Source organism: Pseudomonas sp. FP818 (assembly GCF_030687335.1).
GTDB classification, from domain to species: Bacteria; Pseudomonadota; Gammaproteobacteria; order Pseudomonadales; family Pseudomonadaceae; genus Aquipseudomonas; species Aquipseudomonas shahriarae.
The window spans coordinates 4,136,189-4,157,539 of sequence record NZ_CP117427.1; the positions used below are offsets into that span (position 1 = coordinate 4,136,189).

Genomic DNA, 21,351 nt, shown 5'->3' on the forward strand with positions numbered 1-21,351 from the left:
AGTAGCGATGCCAGCTCTTTACGTAATGATTCCTGCGGCGCTGCTGATCGTCGCCATCGCCATCTACATCTTCTTCTGGGCGGTGGACAGCGGCCAGTATGACGACCTCGACGGGCCGGCCCACAGCGTGCTGTTCGACGACCAGGATCCCAAGCACCTGGCCGCTGTCGACGAGGCCAGCAGCCACCCGCAGCCACCGGCCAAGCCTGACGAGCCGGTGCCGCCCCATGCTTGACCTCGCGCCGCTGCTGGTTTCCGCGCTGATCCTCGGCCTGCTGGGCGGCGGCCATTGCCTGGGGATGTGCGGTGGCCTGATGGGCGCATTGACCCTGGCCATCCCCCCGGAACAGCGCAGCCGGCGGTTTCGCCTGCTGCTGGCGTACAACCTGGGACGCATCCTCAGCTATGCCGCCGCCGGCGTATTGATCGGCCTGGCCGGCTGGGCCGTGGCCAACAGCCCGGCGGCGATGTTCATGCGCATCCTGGCCGGCCTGCTACTGATCAGCATGGGCTTGTACCTGGCCGGCTGGTGGAGCGGCCTGACCCGTATCGAAAGCCTCGGGCGCGGCCTGTGGCGGCATATCCAGCCGTTTGCCAACCGTTTGCTACCGGTGTCCAGCCTGCCCCGCGCCCTGCTGCTGGGCGCGCTGTGGGGCTGGTTGCCGTGCGGCCTGGTCTACAGCACCTTGTTGTGGGCGGCCAGCCAGGGCAACGCCGTGGACAGCGGGTTGCTGATGCTCGCTTTTGGCCTCGGCACCTGGCCGGTACTGCTCGCCACCGGGCTGGCGGCGGAGCGCGTCACCGCGCTGTTACGCAAGCGCAGTGTGCGCATGGCCGGCGGCCTGCTGGTGATTGTGTTCGGTATCTGGACCCTACCCGGGCCCCATCAGCACTGGCTGATGGGCCACTAAAAGGCCATGTGGCATAGCGCCGCTCCCCGTTGATACAAATCAAGATGACCGCCCAGCCATGCCCCTAGACTCGGCCCACTAGCCAATCCGGGGAACGCCCGCATGCTCGACGCCATTCGTTGGGACACTGATCTGATTCATCGCTACGACCTGGCAGGACCGCGCTACACCTCCTACCCCACCGCCGTACAATTCACCAGCCAGGTCGGCACCTTTGACCTGCTGCACGCCCTGCGCGACAGCCGCAAGGCCGTGCGCCCGCTGTCGCTGTATGTGCACGTGCCGTTCTGCGCGAACATCTGCTACTACTGCGCCTGCAACAAAGTCATTACCAAGGACCGTGGTCGCGCCCAGGCCTACCTGCAGCGCCTGGAGCAAGAGATTCAACTGGTGGCCTGCCACCTGGACCCCCACCAACAGGTGCAACAGCTGCATTTTGGCGGCGGCACCCCGACCTTTCTCAGCCACGACGAATTGCGCCAACTGATGGCGCAACTGCGCCAACACTTCAACCTGCTGGATGACGATTCCGGCGACTACGGCATTGAGATCGACCCACGGGAAGCCGACTGGGCCACCATGGGCCTGTTGCGTGAACTGGGCTTTAACCGTGTGAGCATCGGCGTGCAGGACCTGGACCCCGAGGTGCAACGGGCGGTCAATCGCCTGCAAAGCCTGGAAGAGACCCGCGCGGTGATTGACGCCGCGCGCACCCTGCAGTTTCGCTCGATCAACATTGACCTGATCTACGGCCTGCCCAAGCAGACCCCCGAGCATTTCGCCCACACGGTGGCCGAAGTCATCAGCCTGCAACCCGACCGCCTGTCCGTATTCAACTATGCCCACCTGCCGGAACGCTTCCTGCCCCAGCGACGGATCAACAGCGAAGACCTGCCGGCTCCCGCCGTCAAGTTGCAGATGCTGCAGGAAACCATCGAGCAGCTGACAGCCGCCGGCTACACCTACATCGGCATGGACCACTTCGCCCTGCCCGACGACGAACTGGCCATCGCCCAGGAAGAGGGCACCCTGCAACGCAATTTCCAGGGCTACACCACCCACGGTCATTGCGATTTGATCGGGCTCGGCGTTTCGGCCATCAGTCAGATTGGTGACTTGTACTGCCAGAACAGCAGCGACCTGAGTCATTACCAGAATGCCCTGGCCGGCGCGCAACTGGCCACCAGTCGCGGCCTGCTGTGCAAGGCGGACGATCGTTTACGAGGGGCGGTGATCCAACAGCTGATCTGTCACTTCAGCCTGGACTTCGACAGCATCGAGCAGGCCTTCACCGTGGATTTTCGCGGTTATTTCGCCGAGCTCTGGCCGCAACTCGAAGTAATGGCCGGAGACGGCCTGATCGAACTCAACGCCAAGGGAATCCGGGTGCTGCCAGCCGGGCGCCTGTTGGTGCGCTCGGTGTGCATGGTGTTCGATGCCTATCTGGAGCAACAGAATAGGCAGCGCTTTTCACGGGTGATCTGAGCCGGGTTACTTGGCCATCAACGAGGCGGCCTTCACCGCGTCTTCGGCGCTCAGGTTCTTCATCGCTTCGCTCAACGACGCATAGGCGCCGGTCAGCGAGGCTTGCAAGCCGCCCAGCGCCGATTGCACGCCGCTCAGTTTCGCCAGGACCTGCTCCGGGCTGAGGCGCTTGTCGGACATGATCGCCGACATCTCTGCCATCTTTTCCGCGATCTGCTGCTTCAACTGGCGAATCATTTTCAGCAGTTTCTGCACGTTCTCGTCCAGCCCGCTTTCTTCGATATCATCGTTGGCCGTCTTCTCGGCGCTGGCAGCCTTCAGCGACGCACCGGAAAAGGTCACGCTCACGCCTTCGGCAGGCTGGGTTTCACCCAGCGCCGTTGATTCGGTACCGGCGCCCACGGTGCTGGTTTTTTTCGGTTCAAGCAGCGTCGGCACAGTGGTGCGGGACGGAAGATTGCCGTCGATGGAAAGCATATCGTGAGCCTCCAAGCTCTTGGTCGTTAGCAGTTCATCGGCCACCGGGTAAAAATCTTTATATCTCTGCCGGTTTTTTGTACAGGCTGGCTTGATAGTCCCTCAGTGCGGTACCCTTACGTCTTATGTGTGTTTTCCCACAAGGATTTAAGAAATGTCCGAGCCAGTTAAACTGCGCGCTCATAGCCAGGCTCACTGCAAGGATTGCAGCCTGGCTCCCCTCTGCTTGCCACTTTCGCTGAATCTGGAAGACATGGATGCGCTGGACGAAATCGTTAAACGTGGTCGCCCACTGAAGAAAGGCGAGTTTCTGTTTCGCCAGGGCGACAAGTTCGATTCCGTCTATGCAGTACGCTCGGGCGCCTTGAAGACGTTCAGCCTGAGCGATAGTGGCGAAGAGCAAATCACCGGTTTCCACCTGCCCAGCGAGCTGGTCGGCCTATCGGGCATGGACACCGAGATCCACCCGGTGTCGGCCCAGGCCCTGGAAACCACGTCGGTGTGCGAGATTCCCTTCGAACGCCTGGATGAACTGGCCCTGCAATTGCCGCAGTTGCGCCGCCAGTTGATGCGAGTGATGAGCCGGGAAATCCGGGACGACCAGCAAATGATGCTGTTGCTGTCGAAGAAAACCGCCGACGAACGGATTGCCACCTTCCTGGTCAACCTGTCGGCGCGCTTCCGCGCCCGTGGTTTCTCGGCCAATCAGTTCCGCCTGAGCATGTCGCGCAACGAAATCGGCAATTACCTGGGCCTGGCGGTAGAAACCGTGTCCCGGGTGTTCACGCGCTTCCAGCAGAACGAACTGATTGCCGCCGAGGGCAAGGAAGTGCACATCCTCGACCCGATCCAGCTCTGCGCGCTGGCCGGCGGCTCCCTCGACGGCTGATCGGCGCACGAGGGGCGCGACACTTGTGGCCAAGCCAACCGGCGAGGCCGCAGGTATACTGCTGGGTCTTTGCGCCCAGGACTCCCGACGATGACTTTCGACGCCTTCGACATCAAATCCCTGATTCGCCCCGTCATCGACTTCCCCAAGCCTGGGGTGATCTTTCGTGATATCACGCCGCTGTTCCAGTCGCCCAAGGCCATGCGCCTGGTGGCCGACACCTTTATCCACCGCTACGTCGAAGCCGAGTTCAGCCATATCGGCGCGATGGACGCCCGGGGCTTTTTGATCGGTTCGGTGATTGCCTACCAACTGAACAAGCCGCTGATCCTCTTCCGCAAGCAAGGCAAGCTGCCAGCGGACGTGCTGTCCGAGGGCTATCAGACCGAATACGGCGAAGCCTTCCTCGAAGTGCACGCCGACAGCCTGTGTGAAGGGGATTCGGTGTTGATGTTCGATGACTTGATCGCCACCGGTGGCACCTTGATTGCTGCAGCGAACCTGACGCGGCGCATGGGCGCGCGGATTTTTGAGGCGGCGGCGATTATTGACCTGCCGGAGTTGGGCGGCTCGCAGCGTCTGGAGGATATGGGGATCCCTACGTTCTGTTTGACGCAGTTTGGGTTGACTGAGCGGTAATTTGCGCGGGTCTTGTGGGCTTCATCGCGGGCAAGCCCACATTTTGATTTGCGAACCCATTCAAAGGTGGGAGCCCCCTCAATCACAAGCCCATCTGCTTACTGATGATTTCATTCATCACCTCCCGGGTCCCGCCGCCAATCGACAAAATCCGATTGTCGCGGTATAGCCGCTCCACCAGGCTGCCGCGCATATAGCCCAGGCCACCCAGGATCTGCACCGCGTCATACGTCACGCGGTCGGCGGTGTCGGTGGCCAGGTTCTTGGCCATGGAGATCTCCTTGATCACGCTCTTGCCCGCCGCCATCTTCGCCGCCTGGCGGTAAGTGAACTCACGGGAAACCTCGACCGCCGTGGCCATCTCCGCCAGGCGGTGCTTGAGCACCTGGAACTTGCCAATCGGCTTGCCAAAGGCCTGCCGCTGCGCAGCCCATTTCAGGCTCTCTTCCAGGGCCATCTGCGCGGTCATATTGGCCATTAATGCCAGGGCCAGGCGCTCGCTCTGGAAGTTGCCCATGATGCAGGCAAAGCCCATGTTTTCGCCGCCGATCAGATTACCCACCGGCACCTGGCAATCATCGAAGAACAGCTCGGCAGTGTCCGACGCCCACCAGCCCATCTTCTTCAGCGGCTGGCCGACGGTGAAGCCAGGCGTGTCTTTCTCGATCAATAACAGGCTGATGCCGGCAAAGCCAGGCCCGCCGGTACGCACGGCGACGGTGTAGTAGTCGGCGCGTGCGCCACTGGTGATAAAAGTCTTGCTGCCACTGACCCGATAACAATCGCCATCGCGCACCGCACGGGTTTGCAGGCTGGCCACGTCGGAGCCGCCACCGGGCTCGGTGACGGCCAGGGCCATGATCTTCTCACCGGACAGCACCTGCGGGGCCACGCGCTCGCGCACTGCGGGGCGCGCCCATTTGACGACGGGCGGCAGGCCGATATCCAGCGAGCCCAGCCCCGCCACTACACCACCGGAGCCACAACGCATCAGCTCTTCGCTGGCGGCGACCTTGGCGAACAGGTCGCCCTCATGGCTGCCGCCCAGGGCTTCAGGGTAGCCAATGCCGAGAATCCCCGCCGCGCCGGCCTTGAGGTACAGCTCGCGGGGGAAGTGTTCGGCCTCCTCCCATTGCTCGATGCCCGGCAGAATCTCGCGCTCGACAAAACGGCGCACGCTGTCGCGGACCAATTGGTGACTGGGGTCGAAATATTCCTGGTAGGCAGACATCGGCAAGCTCCATGCAGAGATGGAGCGAACTTACCAAGCGCTTGCTTGGTTATCAAGCCGAACGCAGAACCCATGTAGGAGCGGGCTTGCCTGCGATGCAGGCACTGCGGTGTATCAGGAGGACCGAGGCGATGCCATCGCAGGCAAGCCAGCTCCCACACAAGCCAGCGTGCCAGAGGATATTGGGCTTAGAGCGCGATAGGTTTACGCCCGGCAAACGAGTGCGCCAGGGTGCCGCCGTCCACCAGTTCCAGCTCGCCACCCAACGGCACGCCATGGGCGATGCGCGAGGTGATCAAGCCTTTGTTGGTCAGCAGTTGGGCGATGTAATGCGCCGTGGCTTCCCCTTCCACCGTCGGGTTGGTGGCCAGAATCACCTCGGTAAAGGTGCCCTGCCCTTCAATGCGCGCCACCAACTGCGGGATACCAATGGCCTCCGGCCCCAGGCCGTCGAGCGGCGACAGGTGGCCCTTGAGCACGAAGTAGCGCCCGCGATAGCCGGTCTGCTCCACCGCGTAGACGTCCATCGGCCCTTCGACCACGCACAGCAGCGTATCGTCGCGACGGGGGTCGGCGCATTGCGGGCACAGTTCTTCTTCGGTGAGGGTGCGGCACTGGCGGCAATGGCCCACACCGTCCATGGCCTGGCTCAAGGCCTGGGCCAGTCGCGAGCCACCGCTGCGGTCACGCTCCAGCAGTTGCAGCGCCATGCGCTGGGCGGTTTTCTGGCCCACGCCCGGCAAGGTGCGCAGGGCGTCGATCAGTTGACGAATCAGAGGGCTGAAGCTCATGGGGCAAAGGTCCGACAAAACAACGAGACGCGGTTTATACCCGCGCCTCGGATAAGCGTCAAATACGCACGACCAACTTGCCGAAGTTGCGCCCTTCCAACAGGCCGATAAAGGCCTCGGGAGCCTGCTCCAGACCATCGACCACGTCTTCGCGGAACTTGACCTTGCCGTCCCGCACCCAGGGCGCCATGGCGCTGATAAATTCCGGGTGGCGGTCGCCATAGTCGTCGAACACGATAAACCCCTGGATACGCACGCGCTTGGTCAACAGGGTGCGTTGCAGCGCTGGCAGGCGATCAGGGCCGGTGGGCGCCTCATGGGCGTTGTAGCCGGCAATCAGGCCACACAGGGGGATCCGTGCCTTGGGATTGAGCAAGGGCAGCACAGCGTCGAAGACCTTGCCGCCGACGTTTTCATAATAGATATCCACCCCTTTGTCGCAGGCCTGGGCCAGCTCTTCGGCAAAGTCCGCGCTCTTGTGGTCGATGCACGCGTCAAACCCCAGCTCCTCCACCACATAACGGCACTTGTCCGCACCGCCGGCCACGCCGACCACCCGCAGGCCCTTGAGCTTGGCCACCTGGCCGACCACCGAGCCCACCGCACCGGAGGCCGCCGCCACCACCAGGGTTTCCCCGGCCTTGGGTTGGCCGATATCCATCAGGCCCATGTAGGCCGTCATGCCGGGCATGCCCAGCACACCCAGGGCCATGGACGGGCTCGGCAGGCCCTTGGGCACCGGCATCAGGTTGCGTCCGTCGCTGATGCTATGGCTTTGCCAGCCGGTGGCGCCGACCACCAGGTCGCCCACCTCGAACTTGGGGTTGCGCGACTGCTCGATGCGGCTCACAGCACCGCCAGTCATCACCTCGCCGATTTCTACCGGCGCGGCGTAGGACGGCGCGTCACTCATGCGCCCACGCATGTAGGGGTCAAGGGACAGGAACAGGGTCTTGAGCAGAACCTGGCCGTCTGCGAGGTCTGGCAGCGCTACGCGCTCCAGGCGGAAGTTTTCCGGCACGGGCGCACCCTGCGGGCGGGATACCAGGACGATGCGCTGGTTAAGGGTCATGGCTTCGGTCATCAGCGGGGCTCCTTTATATCGGTGATTGAATTCAGCGGTATAGAGTGCAGACAGCCATTGCAAGGCTGACGTTCGATTGTGCCCGACACAAACAAAAATGCCAGGCACGATGCCTGGCATTTTTGCAGTCGCGCGAGTCGATCAGAACGGCAGCTTCATGCCCGGCGGCAGTTGCATGCCCGCGGTCACGCCGGACATTTTGTCCTGGCTGTTGGCTTCGATCTTGCGCACGGCGTCGTTGACGGCCGCAGCGAACAAGGCTTCGAGCATTTCCAGGTCGTCTTCGCCAATGCCCGGCAATACGCTTGGGTCGATGCTCACACGCTTGATGTCGTGACGACCGGTCATCACCACGCTGACCATATCGCCACCGGCTTTACCGGTGACTTCGGCGTTGGCCAGTTCTTCCTGCATCTTGGCCATTTTTTCCTGCATCTGCTGCGCCTGCTTCATCAGGCCGGCCATGCCACCTTTCATCATGGGAATCACCTCAAAAGTACGTGGATCAATACGGCGCCGAGCCTCAAGGCACGGCGCCTGCAATTATCAGCCCGCTGCAGCCTGGGCTTCGACAGGTTCAATAGTATCGTGTCGCACCACCGCGCCAAACTGCTCCATCATCTGCTGGATCAGCGGATCGGCCTGGATCGACTCCTCGGCCTCGCGCTGGCGGTTGAGCCGGCGACGGGTGGCGGCCTGGGCCGGGGTTTCCTGCTCGGGCTTGATCAGCTCGATGGTCACCGTCAGGGTGCGTTCGTGGAACTGATTCAGGGCGTCGTTGAGGCGGCGCTGCTGGGTCGCGTTGAACAGGGCACTGTGGGCCGGGTCCAGGTGCAACAGCCAGTGATCGCCATCGACGGCAATCAGCGTGCAGTTGGCGGCGATGCTCCCGGTCATGCCGGAGATCGGCAATTTCGGGAACAGCTCCAGCCATTGCAGGGCGAGGCCGGTGGCCGGCATCGCGGCAGGTTCTGCCTCGGGCTCCGGCGCGGGCTCGGCGGTGTGTTCGCTGGCCAGGTCGTCCAGGTAGCTGTAGGCCGAATCCATGTCCGGCTCGATGTAATCTTCGTCCAGCGGCGGTTCGTCATCCAGGTCGATGCCGGGGGTAGCGGCGTCCACTTCGGCGATGGTCGGCTCGGGCACGGGGGCGGCGACCCATTCCGGCGCGTCCGGCACTGCGCTGTCGGGGGTCGGCGTGGGCATGGGCGTGAGCTCGGGCTGCTCGCTGGTGGTTTCCAGCACGGCCTCGACTGCAGGCTCCTGCTCGGCCACGGCCTCTACCGGGTCGTTCCAGGGCAGATCGACCACAGGCGCGGGCTCAGGCTCGGCAACCGGCTCCGGCACCGCTACAGGCGCCACCGGCTCAACCGCGACCGGGGCGGCAGTGACTGCCACAGGTTCCGGCGCGATCACTGGCGCGACGACCGCCGCGCCAGCCACTGGTTTGGCGGAATCAACTGTGGCCTGGCTGATCCCCACTGGCTTTAGCGGCTGTCTCGGCGCATCGGCGGTGTCCGCCGGGCGGAACGCCAGCATGCGCAGCATGACCATTTCAAAGCCGCCGCGCGGGTCCGGGGCCAAGGGCAGGTCTCGGCGCCCGATCAGGCCCATCTGGTAGTAGAACTGCACATCTTCGGCCGGCAACGCCTGGGCCAGGGCCAACACGCGGTCGCGGTCGCCGTGGCCGTTATCGACCCCTTCAGGCAGCGCCTGGGCGATAGCGACGCGGTGCAGCACGTTGAGAATTTCCGAGAGCACGCCATTCCAGTCCGGGCCTTGCTCCGACAAATGGCGCACGGCTTCGAGCAGCGCCTTGGCATCGCCTTCGATCAACGCATGCAGTACGTCAAACACTTGCCCGTGATCGAGGGTGCCGAGCATGGCGCGCACATCAGCGGCCATCACTTTGCCTTCACCGAAGGCAATGGCCTGGTCGGTCAGGCTCATGGCGTCGCGCATCGAACCATCGGCGGCGCGGCCCAGCAGCCACAGCGCGTCGTCTTCGAACGGCACGTTCTCCACCCCCAGCACGTGGGTCAAATGCTCGACCACCCGCTCGGGGGTCATGTTCTTCAGGGAGAACTGCAGGCACCGCGACAAAATCGTTGCAGGAAGTTTCTGCGGGTCGGTGGTGGCCAGGATGAATTTAACGTAGGGCGGCGGCTCCTCCAGGGTTTTCAACAGGGCGTTGAAGGAGTGGCTGGAAAGCATGTGCACTTCGTCGATCAGGTAGACCTTGAAGCGGCCACGGCTGGGGGCGTACTGCACGTTGTCGAGCAGTTCGCGGGTGTCCTCGACCTTGGTGCGGCTCGCGGCGTCGATCTCGATCAGGTCGACAAAGCGCCCCTCGTCGATCTCCCGGCACACCGAGCAGGTGCCGCAGGGGGTGGAGGTGATGCCTGTCTCACAGTTCAGGCACTTGGCAATGATCCGCGCAATGGTGGTCTTGCCCACCCCGCGAGTGCCGGTGAACAGGTAGGCGTGGTGCAGCCGCTGGCTGTCCAAGGCATTGATCAGAGCCTTGAGCACATGGGTCTGGCCGACCATTTCGCGGAACGAGCGCGGACGCCATTTACGTGCAAGAACCTGATAACTCATCGAAAACCGTCGCAACTGGGAAGCGGAAGCCGGTAATGCTAGCGGAGCAGGGGCGAAATTGCATCCGGCACGCTCGCCTAATCTGACTAAGCTGGTAGTGGCCTCCCCTCCCAAGGGCTGATCTCGGAGAGTTTATGCGCGTAGTCCTGGGCGCTTTATGGATGATCACCACACTGAGCCTGGCGGCACCCGCCCCGTTGCGCTTCGCCATTTCCGACAGCTGGGCCATGCCCCTGGTGCAGATCGAGGCCGGCCAGCCGACCCAGGGCATTTTGTATGACCTGATGTTAAGCCTGGCCACCCAGGTTGGCCATCCGGGCGCAGTTCCAGGTATTGGCCCGAGCCCGCATCGCCCCAGCCATGGAGCATGGCGAAATTGATGTGCGCTGCTACGTCGCACAGGCGTGGCTGAGCAACCTGTCCGGCGATTATGTCTGGAGCATCCCCTTGCTGGTGCAGCGTAATGTGCTGGTCAGCGTCCACGCCCCGCCGTTGTCGGTGAATGTGGCGAAGCTGGCTGCGCAGAATATCGGCACCGTGCTCAACTACAGCTACCCGTCTCGAGCCGCTGTTCGCCAACGGCCAGCTGCAGCGCGACGACGCCCGCAGCGAAGAGCAAGTGCTGCACAAGCTGGTGGCGGGACGCTTCAGGTATGCCGTCACCAACGAATGGGCCCTGGAGCGCTTCAATCAGCGGCTACCCGTGGACCGCAGGCTGCACGTAGTGGCCGTGATCGAGGAGCAGAGCCTGGGCTGCTACGTGCGTAACGACCCAGCCCTGCCCGTGCAGCACATTTTGCGCACATTGCTGCGCATGAAGATGTCGGGGGAGATTGACGGCATCATCAGGCTCTACACCGGTGACCGCGAGCGCCCGCCTCAATCGTCGCCCGCACCATAGTTGAGCAGGTCAAACCCGGCGGCCCAGGCCGGCACCTCGTCAGCCGGCATGGGCTGGGCGAAGTAATAACCCTGGGCCACTTCGCAGCCCATGCGCAGCAGCAACTGGCCATGTTCAAGAGTTTCCAGGCCCTCGGCGATCACTTCGCGGCCAAATGCCCGGGCCAGGCCGATCACCGCCTGGGTCAAAGGCCAGGTCGTCCTTGTCGTGCAGGATGTCACGCACAAACGACTTGTCGATCTTGATGGTCTGGGTCGGCAGGCGCTTGAGGTAGCTGAGGGAGGAATAGCCGGTGCCGAAATCATCCAGGGAAAACCGCACCCCCAGCGCCTGGCACGCCGCCAGGTGCTCGGTGACCCGTTGGATATGGTCGATGGCCACCGATTCGGCAATTTCCAGATCAAGCATGTGTGGCGCGACATCGGGATGCTGGGCCAGCAGTTGCTGCAGGCGCTCGACAAAATCCGCACGCTGGAAATGCCGGGCCGCGATGTTCACGCTGACCGGCCAGCAGTGCCCAGCCTCCTGCCACTGACGCATCTGCGCCAGCACACCTGATCCATCACCCACTCGCCGACATCCACGATCAGGTCGGTCTGCTCGATCAACGACAGGAAATCCTTGGGCGCCACCAACCCGCGCATCGGATGCTGCCAGCGCAGCAACGCTTCAAACCCCACCACCTGGCCGTGGCGCAGGTTGATCTTGGGGTGGAAGTGCAGGCACAACTCCCCCGCCGCCAGGGCCTGGCGAATCTGCTGGACCGTCTGGTGGGTGGCCTTGACCTCCTGCTCCAGGGACACGTCAAACAGCTGGTAGCGGTTGCGCCCACTTTGCTTGGCCACATACATGGCCTGGTCGGCATGGCGCAGCAACGTATCGGCGTCCTCATCGTCCAGGGGGAACAAGGTCACACCCGATACTGGCAAACACGTTGATCTGCGCGCCCTGGATCGAATACGGCTCGGAGATGGCCGTGAGGATCCGCCGCAGCGCGCCGTTAAGCTCATCGGCATCGCGCACGTAGCGCAGGATCAGTACAAACTCGTCACCGGCCAGCCTGGCGACCACATCTTCGCCACGAATAATCTCACGCAGACGGCGCGCAACCTCCACCAGCAACAAGTCGCCACTGGCATGCCCATAGCCGTCGTTGACGGCCTTGAAGCCATCCAGGTCGAGCATGCACACCGCCAGGGGGATTTGCTCGTTGCGGGAAAACTCCAGGGACTGCACGAGCAATTCGGAGAGGTAAGCGCGATTGGGCAGCCCGGTCAGCACATCGTGACCGACCCGCCATTGCAGGGTCTGCAGCAACTGACGCTTTTCGCTGACGTCAAAACGAATCGACACGTACTTCTGCACCTTCCCGGTACGCTGATCGACCAGCGGCACCATGGTGCTATCGACCCAGTACAACGAGCCATCCTTGGCGCGGTTACAGATTTCCCCGCGCCAGACCCGGCCTTCAGTGATGGTGCGCCACATGCCCTGGAAAAACCCGGCAGGGTGCAATCCGGAGCTGAGGATCCGGTGGTTACGCCCCAGCAACTCGTCGCGGCTGTAGCCGGACATGTCGCAGAATTGGTCGTTGACGTAGGTGATGCGGCCGGTGAGGTCTGTCTCGGAGAAAATGGCGGCGGCATCCACGGCCCTGCGGTATTTCTCATCCATGAATGTGGCTCTAGGTGGCTAGCGGTTGAACCGCTCGACCAGGGCACGCAACCCGGAAGAGATGCTTTCAAGTTCCCGGCCCCGGGTGACTGCAGCGTTGGCGTTGCCCGCTGTCTTTTGTACCGTGGCCGCGACGTTATTGATCTGTTGTGAAACATCCTCTGCGACGTGGGATTGTTCCTGTGAGGCTGCAGCCATTTGCTGACTCATGCCGGTAATGCGTTCCACCGCCTGGCGAATGCCCAGCAGTGCCTGTTGCGCTTGCAGTACCTGCTGCACGCCTTGCTCGGCCTCTTGAATACCGGTGCTGGCAATGTCCACCGCCTGATCGGCCCCGGCACGCAAGCTCTGGATGATGCCCTGGATCTGCTCGGTCGACTGTCGGGTCTTGCCCGCCAGCGCCCGCACTTCATCGGCCACCACAGCAAAGCCACGGCCTTGCTCGCCGGCCCGCGCCGCTTCGATAGCAGCATTCAGGGCCAGCAGGTTGGTCTGGTCGGCGATGGCCTGGATCATGCTCGCGGCCACGCGGATTTCCTGGGTCTGGTCGGCCAGATGGCCCACCGCCTGGTTGATCTGGGTGACAGTGCTAGCCAGTAGCTGAATCGCCTCGCGTGTGGTGCCGACAACATGACTGCCCTGCTCAGCCAGGTCATTGGCGGTGCGGGCTTCGCTGGCGGTCTGCTGGACGTGGGTTGCCACTTCAGCGATGGAGGCGGCCATTTCGGTCATGGCGGCGGCGGTCATATCGGTTTCCGCGCGTTGCTCCAGCAGCGCCGACTCGGTGGTGCCCGATAACATGCTGGAATGAGCAGCAGCCTCGGCCATCTGGGTGGCCAGGTCGCTCAGACGCGTGAGCGCGGTTTTCAAGCGCGCCTCTTCGCTGATCAGGATCATTTCCAGTTGCGCAGCCGGGCCCAGCGCATCGCTGTAGGTCATGGCGCTGATAGGGTCGGAAAAGGTATTGGGCGTGTGCTCGACAATCTGCTTGAGCTGCTGCCCCAGACGCAGGTGCGCCCAGGCGCCGAGGCCAAGAAACAGCAGCGCGACAGAGGCCTGCGCCCACCCGCCCGGCAACCATTGCATCGCCCCGCCAGCGAGCACTGCCGCCAGGGCGGGAACGGCCAGGGCATTGCCGACCTGGCCCAGGCGCTGCAACGGCGAAACCGCCGAACGCCCGGCACGCAAACGTGCGTAGAGCGCTTCGGCACGCCGCACCTGCTCGCGCGTCGGCTTGACCCGCACCGACTCATAACCTACCAGGCGACCGTCTTCGAGGATCGGCGTCACATAGGCGCTGACCCAATAGAAGTTGCCGTTTTTGCAACGGTTCTTGACCACGCCCATCCAGCTCTGGCCGGCCTTGAGGTAGCGCCACATCAGCTCAAAGACCGCGGGCGGCATGTCCGGGTGGCGCACCAGATTGTGGGTACTGCCTATCAGTTCAGCCTGGGTGAAGCCGCTCATGGCGGCAAACTCGTCGTTGCAGTAAGTAATGTGGCTATTGATGTCAGTTGCGGAAATGAGCCGTTGCTGCTCCCCGAAAGTCTGTTCAACTGTGGTGACCGGCAAATTGACGCGCACTTTAAAGCTCCATGGACAGCATTCGATCCACCTGCTCAGGATCGGATAGATCCTGCAGATGGAGGGGTATTTCCAGACGGGTAAACCGTCAATGGGCTGGCTGGCGCCATTGGGCAGCCAAACCAGGTTTTGCCCAGCACCTGACCTTCGGTTTAGCGAAGATCAACTAGGCTTTAATTCGAGCGTCTGGTGTGAAAGGCGAGGGTTGCGTGGGCGCGCAAGAGCGAGCTTGGCGCTGCGGCCAAGCAACTGTTTTGCAACTACCTTTATGAAAGTGAGGAGAAAGCAATGATTTCCTGTTTCATAAAGGTGCCCTGTGAAACGACACCGCCAAATACTTGTCCTAAACGCCGATTCTACGAATTACATCACATTTTGCAAGAAAAGGTGATGGTGCGTGCCGTTGTCTAATGCCAATATTTATCGTTAAGTTCTTGATTCTAAATGGGAATTGAGCGATGCAAATTTCAAGTTTGGGTCCAGCCATCAGACGCTACCGAAAGGTAGCGGGGCTTACTCAGGCTGAACTAGGTGAGAAAACCGGTTTTGACCCTAAAACCATTAGCCGCTTCGAAACCGGCACCTATACACCCAGCGTTGACGCTCTGTTCTTGTTTGCGGAGGCCTTGGGAGTGAAGCTGAAAGTCTTTTTTGCCGATCTGGGCGATGAGGAAGAACAGCGCGCTTATCTGTTCGGTGTCATTCATAAAGCCACCCCGAAGGATCTGGGAAAGCTGATAGCGGCGGTAGACCAGGCCTTGTCCAAGCCTTAGAGCTCGTACGACATAAAAAAGAGCAGGCCACTGACGTCGCCTGTTCTTTGCTCTTTGCCTACTGACATGATCCGACCGGACAGCCCCTCTCCTGGCAGGCGCTGGGCCACGCCTTTTGCCAGCATACTCGCGCGGCCCAGGCAGATTCGCGTATCCTCTCGCGAAGTTATTTCAAAATGTAAGGGACTACCATGAACTACCTCCGCCTGCTGGTGGCGGCAGCCGCCTTGAGCCTGCCTGCCGCACCGGTCTATGCCACCGCAGCCCCGGCGCCAGTCGAAGCCAGCGCACCCGCCGAAACCGCCGAGCACTTCCTCGCCTCCCTCAAGCAGCAAACCGGCACCGTCACCCTGCCCGGCGGCATCGCTACGCTCAAGCTCAACGACGAGTTCTACTATCTGGATCCCAACGACACCGAACGTCTGCTCACCGACGGCTGGGGCAACCCGCCGGGCTTCAACACCCTGGGCATGATCGTGCCCAAGGCCGTCAGCCCACTGTCGGCACGCGGCTGGGGCGTGATTGTCAGCTACAAGGACGACGGGCATATTTCCGACGAAGATGCGGCAAAAATCGACTACACCGAGCTGCTCAAGCAAATGCAGGAAGACGATGCCGAGGACAACAAGGAACGCCAGAAGCAAGGCTATGCCGGCCTGCACCTGCTGGGCTGGGCCGAACCGCCGCACTACGATCAACCGTCCCACAAGATGTACTGGGCCCGGGAACTGAAAGCCGACGACGCCGAGCAGAACACCCTCAACTACAGCATCCGCGTGCTGGGCCGCGAGGGCGTGCTGGAACTCAACGCCGTCGCCGCCATGGCCGACCTGCCCACCATCAAGCAGGAACTGCCCAAGGTCCTGGCCTTCACCAACTTCACCGACGGCAACCTCTACACCGACTACAACCCGAGCACCGACAAGCTGGCCTCTTATGGCCTGGCCGCACTGGTCGCTGGCGGGATTGCCGGCAAGGCCGGGCTATTTGCCAAGATCGGCATCTTCCTGCTGGCCGCCAAGAAGTTTCTGGTGATTGGCGTGGTGGCGTTGCTGGCAGGCGCACGCAAGTTCTTCAACCGCAACAAAGGCTGATCGCCACACACGAAAACGCCGCGAGCAATCGCGGCGTACAAATAGCTTGGCCTCGGGCGCAATCAGGCCTGGGCAAGTGAAAAATTCTGATGAATTGGATAGCGGAATAAACAAGAGGGTTGTTGCGAGGGGGCGTTATGGAGGCAACCCCACCAGCCACACCCCGGCACACAATGTTCCCGCTGTGGCTGCTTCCTTCCGGATCTGACCAGGTTCACGGGTAATCGTTGCGGGGGGACCGATGGGGTCACCATAACGACGCTGGCCTCTCGGCAAGCGGGGCCATTGTACCGATCTCATCGGAAGTTACAACCGTTGGCGCAGGATTAAAAAGCCAAGAGGTTCAAGTACTTGCCATAGCCCTCAAGAACACCCTCGCATCTTTTGATCATTGGGCTTTCAATACCTCATCCGCACGGCCGCCCTCTTCCTGGATCACCAAGTGGATGAAGTGCAACTTGGCAATCACTGCCGGCGGCAGCACGAAGGGATAGAAATCCGGCTGCCCCATGCTGCGGGACAGTTCATTGAGCATGCCGGCCAGCTCGATCCAGGCGTTGACGAACGACAGGAACGCCGGGCCGCCAGGGTGCTGCGGGTCATAGAGGGTGGTGAGGGGAAATGGCTGGTAGTCCAGGTCCATCTCCCGTGCGCTCATGCCAAACCCCAGGGCGGTGTCGACCGCGTCCATCATGTGCAGGTAATGGGCCCAGGTTTCTGCCCAGTCTTCCCAAGGATGCATGGTGGCGTAGGCGCTGACGCAGGTTTGCTGCCAGTCCGGGCGCGGGCCGTTCTGGTAGTGCTGGTCGAGGGCGTCGGTATAACTGGCGCGTTCGTCGCCGAACAGGTTGCGAAACGGCTGCAACCAATGACTGCCGGCGATCAGGCGATCCCAATAGTAGTGGCCGACCTCATGGCGGAAGTGACCGAGCAAGGTGCGGTACGGCTCGCGCATCTGCACGCGGATTTTCTCGCGGTGCTCGTCGTCGGCCTCCTTGATATCCAGGGTGATCAAGCCATTGGCATGGCCCGTGGTGGGGGCCTTGCCTGCCAGGTCGATACCCACGAAGTCAAAAGCCAGGCCATTGGTCTCGTCGACTGTTTTGGGGATCACCTGCAGCCCCAGGCTGATCAATTGCGCCACCAGCCGGCGTTTGGCGGTTTCCACCTTGCGCCAGCGCTCGGGGTTTTCCGGAATCGACAGGTCGGGAATGGTGCGATTAAGGCTGCACGCCACACACAGCGGCGCGGTGCTGTAGGCCGGGATCAGCCAGTTGCAGGCCGCTGGGGTATCGAGGTTGGCGCAGCGGCGCCAGGCGCCGGCGTCGAGGTTGTCGTCCTGCAGCCAGGTATCGACCACCGGCCCCGGTTGCAGGGACGCCAGCCGGCTTTGCTCGGGCAGGTAACCCAACAGCGCCGAACAGGCCAGGCATTGGCTGTTGCGAAAAAACAGGGATTGCCCGCAACGGCACTGCCAGACCTTGCTGTTGCGCGAACCCCCGCCCATGAATGGCGCGGCGATGCGCGAACTGAGCTGTTCGAAGAAGCGGTACATGGCGATCTCTCCAGGGGCGTGCCCAAGACTAGATCATTTACCGCGCAAGATCGTTCCCACGTTCTGCCTGGCAATGACGCCATGGGCCTCTGCGTCCGCTGTTGGGTCGCGGAACGTGCTGGAATGCATTCCCACGCAGAGCGTGGGAACGATCATCAGAGGGGAATGTTGTGGCTGGCCAGGAATGCGACAAAAGCCTCTTCGTCCAGGACCTTCAGCCCCAGCTCGCTGGCCTTGGCCAGTTTCGAGCCGGCACCCGGCCCGGCGACCACGCAATGGGTCTTCGCCGAGACCGAACCCGCCACCTTGGCCCCCAGGCTTTCGAGCTTTGCCTTGGCCACGTCGCGACTCATCAGTTCCAGGGAGCCGGTCAGCACCCAGGTATGCCCCGCCTCGGGCAAGCCTTCAACCACCTTCTTCTCACTCTGCCAGTGCATGCCGAAGTCCTTGAGCTGCTGCTCGATGGCCAGCGCATGATGGGCATTGTCCGGATTATCGAAGAACTCACGCACGGCCTTGGCCTGCTTCTCCGGCAGCGCCTGGCGCATATCCAGCCAATCGGCCTGGATAACACCCTCCAGGGAGCCAAACTTGTCCGCCAGTTTCTGCGCGGCTCCCGGCCCCACGGAAGGTACATGCAACTTGTCGAGCAGGCCGCCCAGGGTGGTACTGGCAGCGAACTCGGCACTCAGCTCACCCTGGTCCTGCAAGACCAGCGCGCACTCGTCCGGCGACAGCAGCGCGCCGATCACCTGCTGGTTGTGCCCGTCTTCAAAGAAGCTGTGGATCTCGTGCGCCACTTCCAGGCCCACATCCGGCAAGTACGTCAGCACTTCCGGCAACGCCCGCTGCACACGCTCCAGGGACGCCAGGGAACGCGCCAGGACCTTGGCGGTTTCCTCGCCCACATCGGGAATACCCAGGGCGTAGATGAACCGCGCCAGGGTTGGGGTCTTGCTGTTTTCGATGGCGGCGATCAGTTTTTTGCTGGAGACATCGGCGAAGCCTTCCAGGTCGATGATCTGTTCGTACTTGAGCTTGTACAGGTCCGCCGGCGAGCCGATGAGTTTCTCATCGACCAACTGCTCGATGGTCTTGTCGCCCAGGCCGTCGATATCCATGGCCCGGCGCGAGACAAAATGGATAATCGCCTGCTTGAGCTGCGCACCACAGGCCAGGCGCCCGACACAGCGATACACCGCGCCTTCGCTGACGGTTTCCTTGCCCTTGCTGCGCTTGACCAGTTGCGTGCGCTCCACATGGGAACCGCACACCGGGCAGCTTTCCGGGATCTGCACGGCGCGGGCATTTTCCGGGCGACGCTCGGTAACCACCGACACGACCTGTGGGATCACATCACCGGCACGGCGGATGATCACGGTGTCACCGATCATCAAGCCCAGGCGCGCCACTTCGTCCATGTTGTGCAATGTCGCATTGGATACGGTGACTCCCGCCACCTTGACCGGCTTCAAGCGCGCCACCGGCGTCACCGCGCCGGTGCGGCCGACCTGGAATTCAACGTCGAGCAATTCAGTCAGTTCTTCCATCGCCGGAAACTTATGGGCGATGGCCCAGCGCGGCTCGCGGGCGCGAAAGCCCAATTCGCGCTGGTAGGCGATGCTGTTGACCTTGAACACCACACCGTCGATTTCATAGGGCAGGCTGTTACGCCGCTCACCGATGTCGCGGTAGTACGCCAGGCAATCCTCAATCCCCTTGGCCAGCTTCAACTCGTGGCTGATGGGCATACCCCACTTCTGCAACTGCTGGAGGTTGCCGATATGGGTGTCGCTGATGTCCGTGGTCACGCCGTAGCAGCAGAACTCCAGGGGGCGACTGGCGGTGATCTTCGAGTCGAGTTGGCGCAGGCTGCCCGCCGCCGCGTTACGCGGGTTGGCGAAGGTCTTGCCGCCGACTTCCAGTTGCGTGGCGTTCAAACGCTCGAAACCGGCCTTGGACATGAACACTTCACCGCGCACTTCCAGCGTCGCCGGCCAGCCCGCGCCATGCAGTTTCAGCGGGATATTGCGCACGGTGCGCACATTCACGCTGATGTCTTCGCCCGTGGTGCCGTCGCCACGGGTCGCGCCGCGCACCAACTCGCCATCCTGATACAGCAGGCTGACCGCCAGGCCATCGAGCTTGGGTTCGCAGCTGTATTCCACCGCCGCACCACCGCCAAACAGATCGCCCACCGGCAGGTCGAGACCCTCGGTAACGCGGCGATCAAACTCCAGCATGGTGGTTTCATCAAAGGCGTTGCCCAGGCTGAGCATCGGGATCTCGTGACGCACCTGGGTAAAGGCCGACAGCGCCGCACTGCCGACCCGCTGCGTCGGTGAGTCGCGAGTCACCAGGTCCGGGTGCTCGGCTTCCAGCGCCTTGAGTTCGTGGAACAGCCGGTCGTATTCGGCGTCCGGAATGCTCGGCTCGTCGAGTACGTGGTAACGGTAGTTGTGCTGATCCAGTTCAGCGCGCAGCTCGAGAATGCGGGTGTGGGCGGCGGTCATGGGTGTTCTCTCATAAAGCAAAAGAGCAGCCGAAGCTGCTCAATATGTTAGTGCGCTTAATTCTACTGACAACGCTGAAGACCCGTCCTCAGCGTTTCTGTGTCAGGGCGCGACGCTCGAACTCGACGATGCGCTGACGGTAGTGTTCGATGGTCTGGGCGGTCAGCACGCTGCGCTGGTCGTCCTTGAGCTCGCCATTGAGCTCCTGGGACAGCTTGCGGGCTGCGGCCACCATGACGTCGAACGCCTGTTTCGGGTGACGCGGGCCTGGCAGGCCGAGGAAGAAGCTCACGGCAGGGGTGCTGAACAGGTCGATATCGTCCAGATCGAAGGTGCCCGGCTTGACCGCGTTGGCCATGGAGAACAGTACTTCACCGTTGCCGGCCATGCTTTCGTGACGGTGGAAAATATCCATCTCGCCGAAACGCAGGCCGCTTTCCAGGATGTTCTGCAACAGCGCCGGGCCCTTGAAACCGGCCGCGTCGCGGCAGATCACGCTGATCACCAGCACTTCTTCAGCTGCCGGCTGGTCCTTGGTGGACTCACGTGGCGCGCTCTTGGCCGGGCTTTCATCCGGGAAATCACCATCGCGGCTGCTGAAGCTCGGGCCTTCGTCCACGTCGAGGTTCAGGTCGCCCTGATGCGGCTCGGCCACAGCAGCGCTGCCGCGCTTGCCACGTTTGGACGACGGTTCGCGGGCTTCACGCACCGGGGCGCTCATCGACGGCAGGTCGTGCTCGTCCAGCTGCGGCTCTTTATGGGTGTCCAGGACACGGGGCGGCCCCAGCAGCTCGGCAGCGCCGTCGTCGTCGGGCAGATTGGACAGGTTACGGTCCAGACGGAATTTCAGCTTGCCCTTGCCGCCGCGCATACGGCGCCAGCCATCAAAAAGAATACCGGCTATTACAATAATGCCGATGACGATCAGCCACTCGCGCAGACCGATTTCCATGTAATCCCTTGCCTCTATAAAAAATGCTGAAAAATAAGGGGTTTAGCACCGTGCAAACCGCTTTAAAACGTGGCGCCAACTCTATGTTCTGACTGACGTTTTGCCCACGCATACGAAAAATTGACATTAAACTAGCACGACCAAAGATAACTTTACACAGTTGGCGCAAAATGTGTCGGCTGACGCAGGAATTAAGCTAC

17 protein-coding genes, 1 other RNA gene and 3 pseudogenes are annotated in these 21,351 nt (G+C 62.1%); 8 read left to right on the forward strand and 13 right to left on the reverse strand.

Annotated features, from left to right (window positions below; translation table 11 throughout):
• Nucleotides 1-7: 7 nt before the first annotated feature.
• The 3 genes from ccoS to hemN all read left to right on the forward strand — a co-directional run bounded on the left by ccoS (nt 8) and on the right by hemN (nt 2,396).
• Nucleotides 8-235 (forward strand): cbb3-type cytochrome oxidase assembly protein CcoS, encoded by a 228-nt coding sequence (ccoS, locus tag PSH80_RS18670; RefSeq protein ID WP_305417884.1) that lies wholly within the window; start codon nt 8-10, stop codon nt 233-235.
• On the forward strand, nt 228-911 hold the full coding sequence (locus PSH80_RS18675) for a sulfite exporter TauE/SafE family protein (RefSeq protein ID WP_057439492.1): 684 nt from the start codon (nt 228-230) through the stop codon (nt 909-911). The genes ccoS and PSH80_RS18675 overlap by 8 nt, the downstream gene beginning before the upstream one ends.
• A gap of 102 nt (nt 912-1,013) precedes the next feature.
• Nucleotides 1,014-2,396 (forward strand): oxygen-independent coproporphyrinogen III oxidase, encoded by a 1,383-nt coding sequence (gene hemN, locus PSH80_RS18680; protein WP_057960321.1) that lies wholly within the window; start codon nt 1,014-1,016, stop codon nt 2,394-2,396.
• A 6-nt stretch (nt 2,397-2,402) separates the two neighbouring features.
• Here the strand turns inward: hemN and PSH80_RS18685 are convergent, their stop codons facing one another.
• A complete protein-coding gene (locus PSH80_RS18685; protein WP_057960322.1) occupies nt 2,403-2,873 on the reverse strand; it encodes a hypothetical protein in 471 nt (156 codons plus the stop codon).
• A 154-nt stretch (nt 2,874-3,027) separates the two neighbouring features.
• On the opposite strand from PSH80_RS18685, the gene fnr reads away from it, so the two are divergent.
• Together fnr and PSH80_RS18695 are read left to right on the forward strand one after the other, a co-directional pair.
• On the forward strand, nt 3,028-3,762 hold the full coding sequence (fnr, locus tag PSH80_RS18690; RefSeq protein WP_032863348.1) for a fumarate/nitrate reduction transcriptional regulator Fnr: 735 nt from the start codon (nt 3,028-3,030) through the stop codon (nt 3,760-3,762).
• 90 nt (nt 3,763-3,852) lie between these two features.
• Complete coding sequence (locus PSH80_RS18695) at nt 3,853-4,401, forward strand: adenine phosphoribosyltransferase (RefSeq protein WP_057439496.1); 549 nt, start codon at nt 3,853-3,855, stop codon at nt 4,399-4,401.
• Between the two features lie 82 nt (nt 4,402-4,483).
• On the opposite strand, the gene PSH80_RS18700 is transcribed toward PSH80_RS18695, so the two are convergent.
• The 5 genes from PSH80_RS18700 to dnaX all read right to left on the reverse strand — a co-directional run bounded on the left by PSH80_RS18700 (nt 4,484) and on the right by dnaX (nt 10,105).
• A complete protein-coding gene (locus PSH80_RS18700) occupies nt 4,484-5,632 on the reverse strand; it encodes an acyl-CoA dehydrogenase family protein (RefSeq protein WP_057439497.1) in 1,149 nt (382 codons plus the stop codon).
• A gap of 188 nt (nt 5,633-5,820) precedes the next feature.
• On the reverse strand, nt 5,821-6,423 hold the full coding sequence (recR, locus tag PSH80_RS18705; protein ID WP_057439498.1) for a recombination mediator RecR: 603 nt from the start codon (nt 6,421-6,423) through the stop codon (nt 5,821-5,823).
• A 58-nt stretch (nt 6,424-6,481) separates the two neighbouring features.
• The gene (locus PSH80_RS18710) at nt 6,482-7,507 is read right to left on the reverse strand and encodes an NADP-dependent oxidoreductase (RefSeq protein ID WP_057439499.1); all 1,026 of its coding nucleotides are present in this window, start codon (nt 7,505-7,507) and stop codon (nt 6,482-6,484) included.
• Between the two features lie 141 nt (nt 7,508-7,648).
• Nucleotides 7,649-7,987: a YbaB/EbfC family nucleoid-associated protein gene (locus PSH80_RS18715; protein ID WP_057439500.1), complete on the reverse strand. Its 339-nt coding sequence runs from the start codon at nt 7,985-7,987 to the stop codon at nt 7,649-7,651.
• Nucleotides 7,988-8,053: 66 nt separating this feature from the next.
• Nucleotides 8,054-10,105: a DNA polymerase III subunit gamma/tau gene (dnaX, locus tag PSH80_RS18720; protein WP_198799607.1), complete on the reverse strand. Its 2,052-nt coding sequence runs from the start codon at nt 10,103-10,105 to the stop codon at nt 8,054-8,056.
• Nucleotides 10,106-10,239: 134 nt separating this feature from the next.
• Between dnaX and PSH80_RS18725 the strand changes: the two are divergent.
• A pseudogene (locus PSH80_RS18725) lies at nt 10,240-11,006 on the forward strand (substrate-binding periplasmic protein).
• Here the strand turns inward: PSH80_RS18725 and PSH80_RS18730 are convergent.
• From PSH80_RS18730 to PSH80_RS27435, 3 genes and pseudogenes are all read right to left on the reverse strand, one after another.
• Nucleotides 10,985-12,680: pseudogene (locus PSH80_RS18730) on the reverse strand (putative bifunctional diguanylate cyclase/phosphodiesterase). The pseudogenes PSH80_RS18725 and PSH80_RS18730 sit on opposite strands and share 22 nt — an antisense overlap.
• An 18-nt stretch (nt 12,681-12,698) precedes the next feature.
• A complete protein-coding gene (locus PSH80_RS18735; protein ID WP_370693745.1) occupies nt 12,699-13,766 on the reverse strand; it encodes a methyl-accepting chemotaxis protein in 1,068 nt (355 codons plus the stop codon).
• 216 nt (nt 13,767-13,982) lie between these two features.
• A pseudogene (locus PSH80_RS27435) lies at nt 13,983-14,264 on the reverse strand (PAS domain-containing protein); the annotation flags it as partial.
• Nucleotides 14,265-14,722: 458 nt separating this feature from the next.
• Between PSH80_RS27435 and PSH80_RS18740 the strand changes: the two are divergent.
• Together PSH80_RS18740 and PSH80_RS18745 are read left to right on the forward strand one after the other, a co-directional pair.
• The gene (locus PSH80_RS18740) at nt 14,723-15,037 is read left to right on the forward strand and encodes a helix-turn-helix domain-containing protein (RefSeq protein WP_029298195.1); all 315 of its coding nucleotides are present in this window, start codon (nt 14,723-14,725) and stop codon (nt 15,035-15,037) included.
• 191 nt (nt 15,038-15,228) lie between these two features.
• The gene (locus PSH80_RS18745) at nt 15,229-16,131 is read left to right on the forward strand and encodes a DUF2167 domain-containing protein (protein ID WP_057960327.1); all 903 of its coding nucleotides are present in this window, start codon (nt 15,229-15,231) and stop codon (nt 16,129-16,131) included.
• Between the two features lie 147 nt (nt 16,132-16,278).
• Here PSH80_RS18745 and ffs read toward each other — a convergent pair.
• The 4 genes from ffs to zipA form a co-directional block, all read right to left on the reverse strand.
• Nucleotides 16,279-16,375, reverse strand: an RNA gene (gene ffs, locus PSH80_RS18750) — signal recognition particle sRNA small type.
• Nucleotides 16,376-16,519: 144 nt separating this feature from the next.
• Nucleotides 16,520-17,686: a putative zinc-binding metallopeptidase gene (locus tag PSH80_RS18755; protein ID WP_120733837.1), complete on the reverse strand. Its 1,167-nt coding sequence runs from the start codon at nt 17,684-17,686 to the stop codon at nt 16,520-16,522.
• Nucleotides 17,687-17,841: 155 nt separating this feature from the next.
• On the reverse strand, nt 17,842-20,199 hold the full coding sequence (ligA, locus tag PSH80_RS18760; RefSeq protein WP_305417892.1) for an NAD-dependent DNA ligase LigA: 2,358 nt from the start codon (nt 20,197-20,199) through the stop codon (nt 17,842-17,844).
• A gap of 88 nt (nt 20,200-20,287) precedes the next feature.
• Nucleotides 20,288-21,151, reverse strand: a complete 864-nt coding sequence (gene zipA / locus PSH80_RS18765) for a cell division protein ZipA (RefSeq protein WP_057444921.1) — start codon at nt 21,149-21,151, stop codon at nt 20,288-20,290.
• Nucleotides 21,152-21,351 lie beyond the last annotated feature (200 nt).